This window comes from Citroniella saccharovorans (genome assembly GCF_035481615.1).
Lineage (GTDB): Bacteria > Bacillota > Clostridia > Tissierellales > Peptoniphilaceae > Citroniella > Citroniella saccharovorans.
Window position 1 is genome coordinate 1,296,966 of record NZ_JAYKOT010000003.1, and the last position, 17,327, is coordinate 1,314,292.

Sequence of the window (17,327 nt, forward strand, 5' to 3'; positions counted from 1 at the left end):
TCACCTCAAAATCTTATCTATAAATAAAAGATAAAAAATAATAATAGAATTAATAGCAGATAAAAGAACAAAGCCCGCAGATAAATCTTTTATAAATTTAATATCCTTATTGAAATCTTTATCAATTAAGTCCAAAGTCTTCTCTAGACCTGTATTTATCATTTCAGCTACAATTACAAAAAAAATCGTAATGCTTAGAACTGCAAATTCAGTTTTTGAAAGCTTAAAAATAATCCCCAAAGCAAAAGCTAAAATAGCAAATACAAACTCAATTTTTGCATTTCTTTCAGACTTAAAATAAGCTACAATTCCATTAAAAGAGCATTTTAATGATTGTAGGAAGTTTTTATTTTTCATTTAAAAACTCCAACCTCAATAACAGCACTCTTTTCTTTTTCTCTCATAATCTTTTTTTCTGAATCATTCATGTGGTCGTAGCCTAAAAGATGAAAAAAGGAATGGATAGTTAAATATATAATCTCCCTTTTTAAAGAATGATTAAATTCAAGTGCTTGCTCACTAGCTCTATCTAGGCAAACAACTATATCTCCCAAGTAATAGTCAGGATCCTCTTCTGGAAGGCTTAGGGGGAATGAAAGAACATCAGTAACAGTATCCTTCCCCCTATAATTCTTATTTAAATCTTTAATCTCCTCAGGCCCTACAAAAGAAAAAGAAATTTCATAGTCTCCTTCTAATCCCTCTACCTTATAACAAGCCTCAAGTGCAAGTAAGATATCTTCAAAAAAAATATCTTCTAAGTTTTCTTTATCTGTCCTATTATCTATAAGTAGATTAATCATTTTCTTCCTCAAATTTTTCATAAGCGTCAATTATCTTTTGAACTAAAGGATGCCTTACTATATCGTCTCTAGTTAAATAAGAAAAAGATATTCCTTTAATTCCTGCAAGAATCTTTTTAACAGTTAATAATCCAGATTTTTTTCCTCTTGGTAAATCTACTTGAGTAACATCTCCAGTAATTATTGCTTTTGAACCAAATCCAAGCCTAGTTAAAAACATTTTCATTTGTTGATTGGTAGTATTTTGTGCTTCATCTAAAATTACAAAAGAAGACTCTAAGGTTCTTCCCCTCATATAGGCAAGTGGAGCAACTTCAATCAAATTTTTTTCCTTTAATTTTAAATAGTTCTCATATCCCATAATGTCAAAAAGAGCATCATAGAGAGGTCTTAAATAGGGATCAATTTTTTCATTTAAGTCTCCTGGAAGAAATCCTAAGCTTTCGCCAGCTTCAACTGCTGGTCTGGTTAAAACAATCCTATTTACTTCTTTGTTTTTGAAAGCTGTAACTGCTTTAGCCATAGCCAAATAAGTTTTACCAGTTCCTGCTGGTCCAATTCCAAAAACTATCCCATTATTATCTATACTATCTAGATAAACTTTTTGACCTATTGTCTTTGGCCTAATTGGTTTTCCATAAGAATTGAGGCAAATAATATCTTGAAGAAGACTTGATGCAATATCAGTTTTACCTTTTTTCACCATAGATATATAATAATTTAAGTCTTGATCTTCAAGCCTTCCCTTTTCAATAAGTGCCTTTTCTAAATTTTTTAAAACATCTGCTGCTGCTTTTGAACTTACACTTTCACCCACTATTTTTATATTGCCTTCATCTAGGCTTATATTTACACCAAATTCTTCCTCGACTCTTTTTGTATTTTTATCTAAATTTCCAAATATTTCTTTAGTTAAAGCAATATTTTCAATATTTACTTTTTCTACAGCCATTAACTCACCTCTTTCACTAAATTATAACATATAAAAATTATACTTTTTAAAAAATACTTACTATTTTATATACCAAATAGAACTTATCTCGCAAACTATATCCCTAAGCTCAAGCATAGTTAAAGAAGAACTTATATCCTCTATGGCAAGTCCTAACTTTCTTGCAAGCTCATCAGAACTAGTAGGATTTTCCATTAAAATATTATATATGGCAAGCTCCTTATCTGAAAGACTTGAAATATCTTTAAAGGCTTTTTTCTTTTTATTAGTCTCAAATTTTAGCTCATCATAAAAATCTATTATATCTTTTGCGGATGTTAAAAGTCCTGCTCCATCTTTTATAAGTTTATTAGTGCCCATACTATATGGAGAAGTTATATTTCCAGGTAAGCAGAAAATATCCCTATCTTGATCTAATGCATAGGACGCAGTTATTAAAGTTCCAGACTTTTCCTTCGCTTCTATAATAATTACACACCTAGAAAGGCCTGAAATAATTCTATTTCTATAAGGAAAATTATAAGGAAGAGGAGGAGTTCCAAGTGGGTATTCACTAAGAATAATTCCCCCATTTTCTACAATTTTCTCATAAGTTTTTCTATTTGCCTGTGGATAGATAAGGTCTATACCCTGCCCTAAAACAGCCGCTGTATAAAGTCCTGTATCTAAAGCAGCTTCGTGCGAGTACTTATCAATTCCAAGAGCTAAGCCAGATACAATTGCAATATTATATCCCCTAAATTCGCCAATTATTTTTCTTAGAGAACTCTTACCATAATCAGTAGCTTTTCTTGAACCGACGACGGCTATGTTAAACTTAGAAAAATTAGGACTTCCTTTGTAGTAAAGTAGAAATGGATAATCATCAATAAGTTTTAAACTTTCAGGATAAATTTCATCATCAATAGTGAAATATTTTATGGATTTTTCATCCATATACTCCCTATATTTTTTAAAATCTTCCAAGCTTTTTTTACTAAGTTTTTTCTTGATTTTTAATAAAATGGGATCCTCTTTGCCATATTCCTCGCAATAGTTTAGTACGTCTTCTAGGGCATAAAAATTATCACGAAGATACTTAATTTCTTTATTCATAAGTCCAGCAAAATTATAAAATAAAAGATTTTCCATTATCTTCTCCAATACTTATCATCTAATGCCCTATATCTAAGAGCTTCTAAGATATGAGAGGTTTTTATGTTATTTTCTCCATCAAGATCCGCAATTGTTCTTGAAAGCTTCAAAATCTTATTATATGATCTGGCTGAAAAATTATATTTTTCATAAGCCATTTTGAGAATTTTTTCATCCTCTAAACTTATTTTTATATATTTTTTAAGTAGGGATCCAGAAAGTTCATCATTAACTCTAATTCCATCATCTTTATATCTTTTTGCCTGTAGGTCCCTCGCTTTAGAAACAGCCTCTTTCATATCTTTTGATGACCTTTCATTAGCTCCTGACTGAAGATTTTTTATATCAACTGGATTTGCTTCAAGATGAATATCAAACCTATCTAAAAGTGGACCAGAAATTTTGGATAAATAATTATTTATCTGACTAGTAGAGCATGTACATTCCCTAACCTGTGATCCAAAATACCCGCATTTACATGGATTCATGCAAACAACAGTTATAAATTTTGAAGGATAAACTGACTGGCCATTAACCCTTGATATTAATACTTCTCCATCCTCCATAGGCTGTCTTAAAACTTCTAAAACAGATTTTGAAAATTCAGGTAACTCATCTAAAAAAAGTATTCCATTGTGGGCTAGTGAAACTTCTCCTGGCTTTGGGATTCTTCCTCCGCCAATTAAAGAAGCTTCTGAAGCTGTGTGGTGTGGAGATCTAAAAGGTCTATGAATTATTAAACCGTCTGTTCCAAGCTTACCAGCAACCGAATATATTTTTGTACATTCAATAGCCTCTTCAAAAGTCATATCAGGTAGGATTGTAGGAAGTCTTCTTGCTGCCATAGTTTTTCCAGATCCAGGCGGCCCAATTACTAAGATATTGTGTCCTCCAGCAGCTGCAACCTCGAAAGCTCTTTTCATACTCTCTTGACCTTTAATATCTTTATAATCAACATCATAAGTTGGCGATTTTAAATTTATATCAAAAGAAGATTCTATTTTATTTATTAATTTTTCTCCATTTATATGCTGAACAATTTCTATTAAAGTTTTTGCAGGATAGATATTTACATCTGAAACAAGACTAGCTTCTTTTGAGTTATCAATAGGTATAAAAAAATCTTTAAAGCCTAAGTCTCTCATGGAAATAATCATAGGTAGAACACCTTCAACGGGCATAAGTCTCCCATCTAAAGCAAGTTCCCCGATAAATATAAGTTCTTCTGGAATTTTTCTTATCGTAACTCCATTAGCCTCAAGTATAGACATAGCAATTGATAAATCTAAGTGAGATCCTTCTTTTTTTAAAGCAGCAGGAGCTAGATTAATAGTTATTCTGCCCAAAGGAAAACTATAACCTGAATTTGAAATTGCAGATTTAACTCTTTCTTTGGATTCTTTTATAGAAGCATCTGGAAGCCCAACAATATTAAATGATGGCATTCCTCTTGCAATATCCGCCTCAACTTCAATTTTATATCCGTCCAGTCCAATTAACATTGATGTTATTAGTTTTGAGTACATAAGTCCTCCGAAAATATTTTATTCTATACTTAGAATATCACAAAAACTACATATAAACCACAAAAACAAATCTTAATTAATAAATATATTTGTTCTATAAAAAATAAAATGGGTATAAAATAAATGTATAAAATTTTAGGAGGTATTTTAATGGAAAAACTAACACAAACAGTACAATCTGGAGATTGGAAGCAAGAAAAACACGTGCCAAGTATTCACGCTGAAAAAAGCGGAGAAAATTTAGACATTAAAGTCTATATTGGTGAAGAAATTGCTCATCCAAACACATTAGAACATCACATTGCTTGGATTAAAGTATTCTTTAAACCTGAAGAAGGAAAATTCCCTATAGAAGTAGGCAGCTACAATTTTCAAGCCCATGGAGAAAGTGATATTTTATCAATCCCATGTGTAGAAACTAAAATCAAAGCTGATAAAGGTACAGTTTATGCACTAAGCTACTGCAACATTCATGGTCTATGGGAAAACTCATTAGAAGTTAAATAATCTTTCAATAATAAAAGGAAGCTACTGGTTAAAAGTATCTTCCTTTTTTTGTTTTTACTATTTTTTAATATAAAAATTATCCCTAGATGAAAAATTGCTTCACTAGTAAAATTAAAAACCTAAATCTTACCTATTTTAAATCTATAGAGTCTACCTTATAGTCCTTTGTAAAAAGGAAAAGATAATCTATAATTCCCTCACTATAAAGAGCAGTTATCTTTACTTTGCCCATATCTTTTTCCTCGAAGTCTACAAAACCTTCCACTTCTACAGGACCATACTCTACGAATTCTCCCGCTTCATTACTAAGGTTAACAGCTTTATTTAAATCTTCATCTGTTACTACCTCATTGAAAAGTTCACTACCACTTTCTTTTATTTTATCTAAATCACCATCATCTATATAAGTAATTATTTTTTTACCTTCCTCTAATAATTTATCCTTGTCAAACTCACTGCTAAGAGGTTTTGGATCTTTTTTGCAGCCAGTCACAAGAATAAGTAAGGCAAATATAAATATTAATTTTTTCATTTTTTAACACCAATAAACCTTTCTAGTTTCTTTTTCGTCTAACTCATATATCATGTCCTTATTTTCAAGATAAGAAAAATCTACATTTACAAAATTTGACTTTTCAAATCTTTCTTTTTTCAAAGAAGCATGAAACTCACTAATCCCAGTTTTCTCACTTATGATCATTATATTTTTATCGCTGATTCCAGACGCTGCAACGACCCCAATATTTTTATTTATTTTATCTCTAATATATTTTAAATTTTCTAAGGAGTCAGTGGCATTTTCCTTAAAGCCAGAAGTAAGTATCCTATCAAATTTAAAAGAATTTACCTTTTCTATAGATTCGCTTAAATAGATAGTGTTGTCAAATGCTCTTGAGAGTACAGCTTTCTTACCTAAATTGTGGCAAAGGTCAATTAATTCTTTGTTTTTATCTGAAAGTGAAAGATTCTCATCTAATATACCAAATACAAAGGCTTCTACATTAAGCTTCCCAATTTCTAAAATATCTCTTTTCATCTCCTCTATCTCAAGCTCAGAATAAATAAAGCCTCCTGCTCTTGGTCTAATCATTATAGCAATTGGAATATTACTTAAGTCTAAAGCCTTTCTTATCTTTCCAATTGATGGGGTTAGTCCGCCTAAATATAGGGCAGAGTTAAGCTCTATTCTTTGAATATTTGACTTAGGAAGTTTTAGAATATCATAAATGTTTTCAATTAAAATTTCTCTAATCATTATCATCACTTGGTCCTTTTAAGTATTTTATTAGATAATAAGCAGAATAAATATATAAAATAAGAGCAAATGGCAAAAATATCTTAGCCTGGTCTTGAAAATTAGACATCATAAAACTAATTAGATTATTTAATAGATGAATAAATATTACTTTTTCAATTGATTGAGACTTTTTATAAATTAGCGAAAGGAAAAGTCCAGCTAAAAAAGCATAAGCTGCCTGGATTAGATTAAAATGAAGAATTGCAAAAATTAAAGCACTAATTATATGGGAAGCTACTACCCCAAAGTTTACTTCAAGTTCTCTAAATAATATTGCTCTAAGTGCAAGTTCTTCCATAAGAGGAGCAGCTACAACAATACTTAAAAAGCCTAGTAATTGAAAGTTATAAAATGATTCAAAACTATTATTTAGCGAATTTATAGAATCTATGAAAACTGGAAACAAGCTTAGTATTAAAGTTAAAAATGTGCTAAAGCCTAAAATTCCAATTGATAATAGTAAAATATTTGAAAATTCTCCATTTCTAGTTTTTCTATCATAAATATAATCTTCTTTATATTTTTCATAAAATTTATTTTTTCTAAAATAAATGAATAAAGCAATAATAATAAGTCTAAGAATTTGGACTATAAAAGTTAAAGTAGGAGAATTATTTTTAACAAACTCCTCCCATAATATCCCTTGATTAGAATATTTAAAATAGATCGAAACAGCAGATACAGCTGCCATCTCTGATAAGAAAAATAAAATAATAAATATAATAATTACTTTAAGTCCATTAAAAAAATTTTTAACTGTCATTTTAAATCCTCCAAATTTTATCATAAGTAAAAAACTTATAAAAGTCAATACAGCTATTCCTTTAAGTAAATCAATGAATTTATAGTCACATATTAATCTTATAACAAAACTAAAGTTAACTTAAAGCTTTAAATATATTAAGTTTTAATCTTAAATTATTTTAATTTTTTTAAAGTAAAATTATTATTTTTATTAATTAATACTAAAAAAATCGACCTCCAATGCTTTGGAGGTCAATTAAAAATTTATTTTTTTAGTCTATTTTAATTTCCTTTTTACTAATAACTTCAGGCTTTTTAGGAATATCTATTTCTAGAACTCCCTTGTCAAGCTTAGCCTTTATATTTTCATCGTCAATATCCTTAAAGTACATAGTTCTTGACATCTTTGAAAATCTTCTTTCCCTGTGTATAAAATTCTTATTTTCTTCACTATTCTCTTCTTTTTTCTCTAAACTTAAAGTTAATTTCCCTTCATCTAAAGAAATATTAATCTCATCTTTTTCATATCCAGGAACCTCTGCGGAAACTATAAAAGAATTATCTTTTTCTTCAATATCAACTTTAAATGATGAGCTTTTTAAAAAATCTACATCCCTAGCTGAATTGTTAAAGAATCCGTCTATCATATCATAGAAATCTAAAGGTCCATTATCTCTAAATTTATAAGGTTTTAAATTATTCATACATAGCCTCCTAATAAAATATTTGATAGATATTTTCTATCTAAATAAATAATAACACAAAGGTAAAAGAAAGTCAAGGGCAAACTATACTTTTTATAATTTTATTTATTGCTTCTAGCTTATTCTTAAAGAAATACTCGGATATTTTTAAGAAGCAATATTTTTTACTATATTTTCTAACTAGCAAATATTTTAAATATATTAAAAATCTATCCTATTTATTTTCAAATATAAGATTTTATCTATATTTATCTATGCAAAATAATTTATATATTCCTAAATGCAGAAAATATTAATCTTTATTTTTGTGCAAATATGTAGTTGTTTTTTATTGTAAAATTTATATAAAAATATCACTATGTTTTTAAAATACAAATTTCAATAAATATATTTTTGATAAATTATCTATAATAGCTTCTTTTTTTAGCTATATATTTATGTAATATTTAGACTTTTCTAGACAAAATAAAAGCCGCCTTCTTTAACTGGCGGCAGCATTTAAAATTTGTATTATTCGTTTTTTTTATCCTAAGCTAGTACTTCTTAGAATAAATATTTTGCTTAATATGTTCAATTAAGCACGAAGCTCACTAGGTATTGGATTACTTTATACCTATTTAGTAATATATTACTAGTCCCAAAGTGAAGCTTCGGATCTATCTTCATCAAAGACATCTATAACACTCACTGATATTAATCTTGGATCTACAGGCATTATCTCACCTCCATAAAAATTTACCAAATTAAAAATTCTGCCTAATAATCGTACTCTTCGTCTTTATAATCTAAATCTACTATTGAAATTTGAATAAGTCTTTTGTCTGTTGGCATTTTATACCTCCTGTATAAATATTACTTATTGTTAAATCTAGTAAAGCCTACTTAACTTAATTTCTTTACACTTCTTCTTTTAAATTAATTATCAAATCTAATAACTGATACTTCAATTAATCTTTTATCTGTTGGCATATTTTAACTCCTTTCTTTGAATAATTTTTATACTAATTTCTTTTCTACTATTAGTTGTCAAATTTAATTACTGAAACTTCTATTAATCTTTTGTCAGTTGGCATATTTTCTACCTCCTTCTTTTAGAATTGTTATAACTTGTTAGTGTTTTTTAACTAACCTCATATATATTACAACTTGAAAATTACTTTGTCAATAGTTTTTTAAAATATTTTTATTATCTTTTTTTAATTAGCATTTATTGAACTTTCTGGAAAAAAGTTGCTTTTAAATAAATTATTTTATATGATTTTAATTAATTTTGTTATTTATTTCTCCCAATATTTTTTATATCAGTTTTATAATCATTTTCTTACATTTCCTCCAGCATTATATTTATACCCACGATTATTCTTTCTAAACATTTTATTTTAACTTTTTTATTCTTTTTTTAATTTTAGTATTGTTTACCAATTTTTTATTAAAATATTAATTATATATTTAATGGGTATAAATATATGTATAAAATGAAAGAGAGGTTTATATGAAAAATTTATTTGAAACTATGAATGACCATATTTCTATTAGGTCCTATAAAGATAAAGAAATTGATAAAGAAAATATTGACAATATCCTAGACTACTTAATGAAATCTCCAACTTCAATAGGCATGCAAATGGCATCTTTAATTAAGGTAGAGGATCCTAATATTAAGGAAAAAAATCTCTAAGGTTTGCAATCAGGACTATATAGCTACTATTCCAGGACTAATTGTCTTTGTTGTAGACCTATATAGAAATACTAAGATTAAAGAAGAAATTGAAAGTAAAAAGATCGAAAAAGTTACAATGGATAAATTTTACCAAGCTTTCACTGATGGAGTTATTATGGCTACAAATTTCTCTAACCTACTTGAAGCAGAAGGTTATGGAACTGTATTTTTAGGATCTATTTTAAATAATAGTCAAAAAATCATTGAATTATTAAATCTTCCTAAATTTACCTTTCCTATTGTAGCAATTGGTTATGGTTATTCTGATGGAAGCGAAACAAAGAAAAAGCCTAAAATGGATAAAGATTTAAGAGTGTTTACTGACTCTTATAAAATTCTACCTTCTTATTTGGAAGCTTTTAAAGAATATGACGAGATTTTTTATAAGTATTATGAGGAAAATAATAGAGATTATTTAGAAACTTTTACTAATAAAGCTGCTAAATCAATTGATATGGGCCTTATTGAAAGAGATGAGATGCTTAAAGTTATTAGGAGTCAAGGATTTGATTTAAAAGTTTAGTAAATTTTATCTACTTAATAAAATTTTTATAGATATTAAAAACTTTCAGTTATAAATTATATAAATAGATAAAAGACGAGGATAAAAGTTCCTCGTCTTTTTTGATAAAACGTATTTATAGTAAAAGCAAAAGTATATAATAATAAGCTAAGCTTACATAGTTTTTCTTTAAAAAGCTTTTTATCTATTAAGAACTAATTTTATTGGCGTATGATCTTGCCTTGAACCTGAATCAATCATACTAGACTCAAGTAATCTATCATCTAATCTACTACTTGTAATAAAATAATCTATTCTCCAGCCTGAATTATTTATTTTACTTGTCTTAACCCTTTGTGCCCACCAAGTATAAGCCCCTTCAATATTGCCATTTAATTTTCTAAAAGTATCTGTAAAGCCAGATTTTAAAATTTCTGAAAAGCCAAATCTTTCTTCATCTGTAAATCCAGCTGAAAATCTATTATTAGCTGGATGTTTTAGGTCTATTTCTTTATGAGCTACATTAAAATCCCCAAAAGCTATAACTGGTTTTTCTTTATCTAAACTAGTTAAATAATTTTTATATGCTTCGTCCCAAATTTGTCTTTCTCTCAATCTTGAAAGTCCATCACCAGCATTTGGTGTATAAACCTGAGTAATAAAGATATCATCAAACTCTAATGTTAAAATTCTTCCCTCAAAATCCATTGTAGATGGAGCTCCAATTTTAGGTGATGAAATTATTGGATCAAGTTCTTTTTTATAAAGAAACATTGTTCCAGCATATCCTTTTCTAGCAGGCTCACAAGATGAATTGAAGCAAAATTTATAGTTTGGAAATTCTCTATTTAAAATTTCTAAATGTTTTTTACTTGGACCTGAATGTGCTAATTTAGTTTCTTGAAGTCCAATTATATCTGCATCCTCTATTTTTATTTTTTCTAGAACTTCTCTAGACATCTTCGCCCTATTTGAGTCACTGGTAAGGGCAGCATTTAAAGAGTCAATATTCCAAGAAATAATCTTCATTAAATCATCCTTTCTATTTATTATATTTTTCTATAAAATTATTTATTAAATCCTTTTCTTCCCTTTTTGTATCAATCATAAGATATTCCAAGCCATTTGAATTTAAATTTGAAAAATTCTCTCTTGAGGAAAGATGTTTAACAATTCCATCTAATATTTTTTCATTAATGTAAACAATTTTCTCCTTTAGGTCCATATTCATCTTTTCATTTATATAGTCTATAAATATCTTAGGTAATTTGTCCTCAATTACATAAATTTTACTTATTTCACTTTCACTAGAAGCTTTTTCTATCAAAAGTTTAATATAACCTTCAAGTAAGTCTGAAATTCCCATTAGTGCATTTTCTTTATCCAAAAAATTTATTTTTTCCATTATATCAACAATCGAAAACTCAGAAGAATAGATGGATCCTTCATAAGAGAAAGCAATCTCCCCTCTTTCTCCGGCATTTAATAGTAAAGCTTTGTTTTTTTCTTTTAGATTTAGCTCAAAGGCTTCCATAACAAATTTAGAACCGATTAATCTAGAGATTTGTGGATTTATTAAGAAAAGTCCCTCTCCAAAATCTTTGAATGATTTAGAAAAATCCTCCTTATATACTCCTTTTAAACTTCTTTCATATGGAAAGGAAATAAGATTTTCTGGTGAATAGCCAGATAATATATGAGCAAAAATTGAATTTGTATAGAGAGAAATTAGTAGTAAGTCTTTTTTTTTCTCTATTTAAATTAACCAAATCTTTTAAAAGATACTCTTTTAATTTACAGCAAAATTCATTTTTTATATTCGCTAGTACTTTCTTATTTTTACAAGCGAAGGAAGCAATATGAGAGATAGATTTTCCAAATTTTAGCATTGGATTAGCAAGCTTATTTCTTAAAAGTATTCTATCTTTTTCCATAATTACATAGGAAATATTTTTTTCATCTAAAAATATTCCAGCTTTTAGTGGATTTTTGCTAAAATTTTTACCTATTCTATAATAGTCCAAGAATACTCCATTTTCATTAATTTGAAAGATATCTTCATAGGTGTTTTCTTTAAAAAATTTATTTAGACTTTCCTTTTCTTCCATCCTTCTCTCCCAAGTACTACCTAACTAATTATATCATATAAAAATATACATTTATTCTATAGCTTTCTATAAACTTTAAATATCATAGCCGTATAGGCAGCCGCTCCACCAATAATATTAGAAATTGGTTCGGCAAGAAAAACTCCTTTAACTCCAAATCCAAAAACTCCTGGCAAGAGTAGTGTAAGAGAAAAAACTAGTATTCCTTTCCTAAGTATAGTAAAGAATACGGCTTCCTTACTCATTCCCAAACTTAAAAAAGTAGACTGACCAGAAAACTGAAAGCTCATCATAAAGAATGCAGAAAAATAAATTATGAGATATGTTTTAGAAAGTTCAATTATTTCTTCATTTGAGGTAAGTATTCCAACAAAGAAAGTTGGATTTTTTAAAAGTAATATCCAAACTATAGTGGTAAAGCTTGTAGTTAATATTGTTACTATTTTTATAGCTTTCTTAACCCTTTTATATTCTCCAGCTCCATAATTATAGCCCATCACTGGCTGAGCTCCTCCAATTATTCCATTTATTGGAAGCACAAAAAGTTCTCTTATTGAGCTAATAATTGTCATTATTCCTATATAAGCATCCCCACCGTAAATGGAAAGCATCTTGTTACAAGTTATAAGGACTAATGAATTTGTTAGTGACATTAAAAATCCTGAAATTCCTACTTCCATGATTTTTAATATTGTTTTTAATCTTATTCTTATTTTCTTAAAGTTAAGATTTACTTCGTGGTGAGTATCTGTAATAAATATCATTACCCAAATAAAAGAAATAAACTGACTTATTATTGTTGCAAGGGCAGCTCCAGACACTCCTAAATTAAAAGCATATATAAATATAGGATCCAGAATTATATTTAAAATAGCCCCAACTAAAACTGTTTGCATAGCTCTATTAGAATAACCCATGGCTATAATAAAGCTGTTGATTCCGGTTGCAAGCATTGAAAAAACTGTACCTATCAAATATATTTTTAGATATTCATTTGCATAGTAGAAAGTATTCTCTGAAGCTCCAAATAAATATAATATATTTTTTTTAAATACATAGAAAAATATTGTTAAAATAATTCCAGAAATTAATAATAAGAAAAAAGTATTATTTAAAATTTCTCTAGAATACTCATCATTTTTTTTACCTCTCTCAATAGCAAATAGAGATGATCCTCCAACCTGGTAAAAATTAGTAAAAGCTATAGTTATTGTAACAATTGGAAACATGAGTCCAATACCAGTAAGAGCGGCCCCTCCATTTTGCATATGTCCAATAAAAACTCTATCTACTATATTATATAGAAGCTGTACTAACTGAGCTATTGTTAGCGGAATTGCTGTTTTTAATATATTTTTAAATATCGAACCTTTAGAAAAATCCATTTTACTCCCATTCCTATTTTTTAAATCTTTTCTCCTATTCTATATCTAATTACTTTTTTTTACAAGAAAAAACCCCTAGTAATTAAACTTTATCTAAAATTTAAATTTGTTTCTATATTTTAGATTAGCTTATTTCTAAGGGTTTTAAATATTAATTTTCTTTAGCTATTAATTCTTTTACCTTCATAAGTCTAGTTATAGTTGCTCTTTCATTTTCCTCAAGTTTCATCCTGATATGTTTTATAGTATCTTTAAGATCTGGAATAGTTCTATGCTCAAGAGCGTTAACCCTTCTTCTTGTTTCCTCTATTTCTTTTGCCATAAGCTGACAAGTTTTTTCAAGTTCTGCAAGCTTTAAAAGTTTTTCCATAACTAAATTTAAACTCTTAATAGCATCATCTAATTCTGCAGATGTTTGTACATATCCATAAGGATACATGTTCTTTTCATCTGATTTATCAACTGATTCATTATTAAAATTCATTAGAGGAATCATAACACTCATTACATTTTTTTCTTCTACCTCAACAGTTAGTTTTCTTTTCGGAAAAGAAACTGCAGCCTCTAACATTTTTGGACTCATAACTGCTGAAGCAAACATAAAATCTTTGAATGATTCTGAAAGAGCTTTTTCTACCTCTTCTCTTAGCTTTTTGTTTTCTCTAATATTTTCAATGAATCTTCTCATTAGTTCATCTTGTTTATCTTTTAGGAGTTTGTGGCCTCTTTCAGATGTCTTTAGCCTTGCTTTTAAAAGTGACATCTGCATCCTGGTTGGATTAACTTTTAAAATTGCCATAAGTTCCTCCTTAATTTTTGTCCATATACTTGTCTATATATTCGTCCCTAATTCTCTTTAACTCAGATCTTGGAATTATCTTTAATAGTTTCCATCCTAAATCAAGTGTTTCATTGATTTCTCTATTGTTATAATATCCTTGATCAACATAAGCCTTATCAAATTCTTCCGCAAATTTAGCAAATGCTTTTTCTGCATCAGAAAGTGCTGAATCACCAAGAATAACTGCAAGCTCTCTAGCTGAAATACCTGATGTATAGGCAGCATAAATTTGGTTCATAGTATCAGCATGATCTTCTCTTGTTTTACCACTACCAATACCCTTATCCTTAAGTCTAGATAGAGACGGAACAATATTTATAGGTGGTTCAATTCCTTTTTTATAAAGTTCCTTCGAAAGAATAATTTGCCCCTCAGTGATGTATCCAGTTAAGTCAGGTATAGGATGGGTTATATCATCTTCAGGCATTGTAAGAATAGGTATTTGGGTAATTGAACCCTTTTTACCTTTAATTCTTCCTGCTCTTTCATATAGTCCAGCTAAATCTGTATAAAGATATCCTGGATAACCACGTCTTCCTGGAACTTCCTTTCTTGCAGCAGAAACTTCTCTAAGTGCTTCTGCATAATTTGTAAGGTCAGTTAAAATAACTAGAACGTGCATATCTTTTTCAAATGCTAAATACTCAGCACAGGTTAAAGCCATTCTTGGAGTTGCAATTCTTTCGATGGCTGGGTCATTGGCAAGATTCATAAATAATACTGCCCTATCAATAGCCCCAGTTTTTTTAAAGTCATTTATAAAGAATTGAGCTTCTTCAAAGGTAATTCCCATTGCTCCAAAAACTACCGCAAACTTTTCATCAGTTCCAAGAACTCTGGCTTGTCTAGCAATTTGAGCAGCAACATTATTATGTGGAAGTCCGGATCCAGAGAATATAGGAAGTTTTTGTCCTCTTACTAAGGTGTTAAGTCCATCTATACATGAAATTCCAGTTTGAATAAATTCATCTGGATAATCTCTAGAGAATGGATTTATTGGATTTCCATTAATATCAAGTCTATCTTCAGGAATAATTTTTGGACCACCATCAATTGGGCTTCCAAGTCCATCAAAAACTCTACCAATCATATCTTCTGATACAGCAAGTTCAAGTGGCCTACCTAAAAATCTTACTGAAGAATTTTTAAGATTAATTCCACTAGATCCTTCAAAAAGCTGAATAGTAGCCTTGTCCTCGTTAATTTCAAGAACTCTACCTCTTCTTTTTTCTCCATTTTGCATTTGAACTTCAACTAACTCTTCGTATTTTGCACCCTCTACTCCTTCTACAAGCATTAGTGGTCCAACTGCTTCTGTTATTGATCTATAATCCTTAAGCATGTGATCCTCCTTCTTCTATAAGAGTAGTAACTGCATCTACTAGTTCAGTTTTAATATTCTTTAGCTCAGAAAGCTTATCTTCTGGAATATTTTTTGCTCTTGTAATTTTTTTCTCTAACTTCTAAAGCTAAAACTTCATTTAGATAAACTCCATTTTCCAGTGCTCTTTTAGCTTCATCTTCAAAAGATAGTATTAAATCTAAGATTAAAAACTGTTTTTCTAGTGAACAATAGGTATCTTCAGGTCTAAAAGCGTTTTGTTGTAGAAAATCTTCTCTGATAGATTTTGAAACTTCAAGTTTAAGCTGATCTAAATCTGAAAGAGAGTCTCTACCAACGAGTTTAACTATTTCAAGTAAAGATGCTTCTTCACTGAGTAGTGCCATTGCTCTTTTTCTATTAATTGCAAAATCTTTAGATATGCTATTTGTTAAATATTCATCTACCTTATCTTGATATAGGGTATATGAGTTTAACCAGTTAATAGCTGGGAAGTGTCTTGCATAAGAAAGTGCATAATCAAGTCCCCAGAAAACTTTTACGATTCTAAGTGTAGCCTGGGATACTGGTTCAGAAATATCTCCACCTGGAGGCAGAAACAGCTCCTATGGCAGTTAAACTACCTTCTCTATCATCAGATCCTAAAACTTTTGCAAGACCAGCTCTTTCATAAAATTCTGCAATTCTAGAAGCTAGATAAGCTGGATAACCTTCGTCACCAGGCATTTCTTCAAGTCTACCACTCATTTCTCTTAAAGCTTCAGCCCATCTTGATGTAGAATCCGCCATCATAGCAACAGAATAACCCATATCTCTAAAATATTCTGCAACAGTTATACCAGTATATATAGAAGCTTCTCTAGCCGCAACTGGCATATTAGAAGTATTTGCTATAAGAACTGTTCTCTTCATTAATGATTCTCCAGTTCTTGGGTCTTCTAGCTCTGGAAACTCCATAAGTACATCAGTCATCTCGTTTCCACGTTCTCCACAACCAACATATACTACTATATCTGCATCTGCCCACTTAGCTAGTTGGTGCTGAACAACTGTCTTTCCTGATCCAAAAGGTCCTGGAATTGCAGCAGTTCCGCCTTTTGCTACTGGGAAAAATGTATCTATAACCCTTTGCCCAGTAATTAAAGGTTTAATAGGGTCTAGCTTTTCCTTAACTGGTCTTGGAACTCTAACTGGCCATTTTTGCATTAACTTTACATCGCCGCCATTTTCCCCATCAATTTTAGCAACCACTTCATCTACAGTAAAACTTCCGCTACTTATTGACTTAATAGTTCCTGATAAACCAATTGGAACCATTATTTTATGCTTAAAAACTTTATTTTCTTGAACTTCTCCTATAATATCTCCGCTTTGAACCTTGTCTCCAACTTTTTTAGTTGCAACAAAATCCCATTTCTTTTCTCTATTTAATCTAGGTACTGTAATTCCTCTTGTTAAGAAGTCACCAGCCTTATCCTTAAGTGCATCAAGTGGCCTTTGAATCCCATCAAACATACCCTCTATAAGACCAGGTCCAAGTTCTATAGAAAGAGGTGAACCAGTTGTGTAAACAGGTTCTCCAGGTCCAATTCCTGTGGTATTTTCATATACCTGGATAGAAGCTCTATCATTTCTCATTTCAATGATTTCTCCGATAAGTCTATCTTCAGAAACCTCAACAACATCATAAACGTTAGCTTCGTCCATGCCTTGTGCAACAACTAAAGGGCCGGAGACTTTTAAAATTTTTCCTACTTTCAAT

General features: G+C 29.4%; 18 protein-coding genes and 1 pseudogene. 3 read left to right on the plus strand and 16 right to left on the minus strand.

What is annotated here, in order from left to right; genetic code table 11:
* Genes VLK81_RS08965 through VLK81_RS08985 form a run of 5 tightly spaced genes read right to left on the minus strand, consistent with a single transcriptional unit; the run spans window position 1 to window position 4,415 of the window.
* The gene (locus tag VLK81_RS08965; RefSeq protein ID WP_324620274.1) at window positions 1–357 is read right to left on the minus strand and encodes a diacylglycerol kinase; all 357 of its coding nucleotides are present in this window, start codon (window positions 355–357) and stop codon (window positions 1–3) included.
* Window positions 354–800: an rRNA maturation RNase YbeY gene (ybeY, locus tag VLK81_RS08970; RefSeq protein ID WP_378143137.1), complete on the minus strand. Its 447-nt coding sequence runs from the start codon at window positions 798–800 to the stop codon at window positions 354–356. Before ybeY ends, VLK81_RS08965 begins: the two co-directional genes overlap by 4 nt.
* A complete protein-coding gene (locus tag VLK81_RS08975) occupies window positions 796–1,755 on the minus strand; it encodes a PhoH family protein (protein WP_324620276.1) in 960 nt (319 codons plus the stop codon). Before VLK81_RS08975 ends, ybeY begins: the two co-directional genes overlap by 5 nt.
* Before the next feature lie 60 nt (window positions 1,756–1,815).
* Window positions 1,816–2,886, minus strand: a complete 1,071-nt coding sequence (gene dprA, locus VLK81_RS08980) for a DNA-processing protein DprA (protein WP_324620277.1) — start codon at window positions 2,884–2,886, stop codon at window positions 1,816–1,818.
* Window positions 2,886–4,415 carry a YifB family Mg chelatase-like AAA ATPase gene (locus tag VLK81_RS08985; protein ID WP_324620278.1) on the minus strand — a complete coding sequence of 510 codons (1,530 nt, stop codon included), beginning with the start codon at window positions 4,413–4,415 and terminating at the stop codon, window positions 2,886–2,888. The genes dprA and VLK81_RS08985 overlap by 1 nt, the downstream gene beginning before the upstream one ends.
* A gap of 150 nt (window positions 4,416–4,565) precedes the next feature.
* Between VLK81_RS08985 and VLK81_RS08990 the strand changes: the two genes are divergently transcribed.
* Window positions 4,566–4,922: a class II SORL domain-containing protein gene (locus VLK81_RS08990; protein ID WP_324620279.1), complete on the plus strand. Its 357-nt coding sequence runs from the start codon at window positions 4,566–4,568 to the stop codon at window positions 4,920–4,922.
* A 130-nt stretch (window positions 4,923–5,052) separates the two neighbouring features.
* On the opposite strand, the gene VLK81_RS08995 is transcribed toward VLK81_RS08990, so the two are convergent.
* The 4 genes from VLK81_RS08995 to VLK81_RS09010 all read right to left on the minus strand — a co-directional run bounded on the left by VLK81_RS08995 (window position 5,053) and on the right by VLK81_RS09010 (window position 7,667).
* Window positions 5,053–5,454, minus strand: coding sequence for a DUF3887 domain-containing protein (locus VLK81_RS08995; RefSeq protein WP_324620280.1), 402 nt, complete (start codon window positions 5,452–5,454; stop codon window positions 5,053–5,055).
* Between the two features lie 3 nt (window positions 5,455–5,457).
* The gene (locus tag VLK81_RS09000; RefSeq protein ID WP_324620282.1) at window positions 5,458–6,177 is read right to left on the minus strand and encodes a copper homeostasis protein CutC; all 720 of its coding nucleotides are present in this window, start codon (window positions 6,175–6,177) and stop codon (window positions 5,458–5,460) included.
* Entirely contained in the window at window positions 6,170–6,982 is an 813-nt protein-coding gene (locus tag VLK81_RS09005; RefSeq protein WP_324620284.1) for a CPBP family intramembrane glutamic endopeptidase, read from the minus strand. Before VLK81_RS09005 ends, VLK81_RS09000 begins: the two co-directional genes overlap by 8 nt.
* A 253-nt stretch (window positions 6,983–7,235) precedes the next feature.
* A complete protein-coding gene (locus VLK81_RS09010; RefSeq protein WP_324620285.1) occupies window positions 7,236–7,667 on the minus strand; it encodes an Hsp20/alpha crystallin family protein in 432 nt (143 codons plus the stop codon).
* 1,492 nt (window positions 7,668–9,159) lie between these two features.
* Between VLK81_RS09010 and VLK81_RS09015 the strand changes: the two genes are divergently transcribed.
* Window positions 9,160–9,345, plus strand: coding sequence for a nitroreductase family protein (locus VLK81_RS09015; RefSeq protein ID WP_324620287.1), 186 nt, complete (start codon window positions 9,160–9,162; stop codon window positions 9,343–9,345).
* On the plus strand, window positions 9,338–9,910 hold the full coding sequence (locus VLK81_RS09020) for a nitroreductase family protein (protein ID WP_407651969.1): 573 nt from the start codon (window positions 9,338–9,340) through the stop codon (window positions 9,908–9,910). Before VLK81_RS09015 ends, VLK81_RS09020 begins: the two co-directional genes overlap by 8 nt.
* 180 nt (window positions 9,911–10,090) lie before the next feature.
* Here the strand turns inward: VLK81_RS09020 and VLK81_RS09025 are convergent, their stop codons facing one another.
* The 7 genes and pseudogenes from VLK81_RS09025 to VLK81_RS09055 form a co-directional block, all read right to left on the minus strand.
* Window positions 10,091–10,918: an exodeoxyribonuclease III gene (locus tag VLK81_RS09025; RefSeq protein WP_324620288.1), complete on the minus strand. Its 828-nt coding sequence runs from the start codon at window positions 10,916–10,918 to the stop codon at window positions 10,091–10,093.
* A 13-nt stretch (window positions 10,919–10,931) separates the two neighbouring features.
* Window positions 10,932–11,423, minus strand: coding sequence for a hypothetical protein (locus VLK81_RS09030; protein WP_324620290.1), 492 nt, complete (start codon window positions 11,421–11,423; stop codon window positions 10,932–10,934).
* Window positions 11,424–11,538: 115 nt separating this feature from the next.
* On the minus strand, window positions 11,539–11,997 hold the full coding sequence (locus tag VLK81_RS09035; protein ID WP_324620292.1) for a hypothetical protein: 459 nt from the start codon (window positions 11,995–11,997) through the stop codon (window positions 11,539–11,541).
* 56 nt (window positions 11,998–12,053) lie between these two features.
* Window positions 12,054–13,382: an MATE family efflux transporter gene (locus VLK81_RS09040; RefSeq protein WP_324620293.1), complete on the minus strand. Its 1,329-nt coding sequence runs from the start codon at window positions 13,380–13,382 to the stop codon at window positions 12,054–12,056.
* A 151-nt stretch (window positions 13,383–13,533) separates the two neighbouring features.
* Window positions 13,534–14,181, minus strand: coding sequence for a V-type ATP synthase subunit D (locus tag VLK81_RS09045; RefSeq protein ID WP_324620294.1), 648 nt, complete (start codon window positions 14,179–14,181; stop codon window positions 13,534–13,536).
* A 10-nt stretch (window positions 14,182–14,191) separates the two neighbouring features.
* A complete protein-coding gene (locus VLK81_RS09050) occupies window positions 14,192–15,565 on the minus strand; it encodes a V-type ATP synthase subunit B (RefSeq protein ID WP_324620296.1) in 1,374 nt (457 codons plus the stop codon).
* Window positions 15,558–17,326 (minus strand): annotated as a pseudogene (locus VLK81_RS09055) (V-type ATP synthase subunit A). Before VLK81_RS09055 ends, VLK81_RS09050 begins: the two are co-directional and overlap by 8 nt.
* Window position 17,327 lies beyond the last annotated feature (1 nt).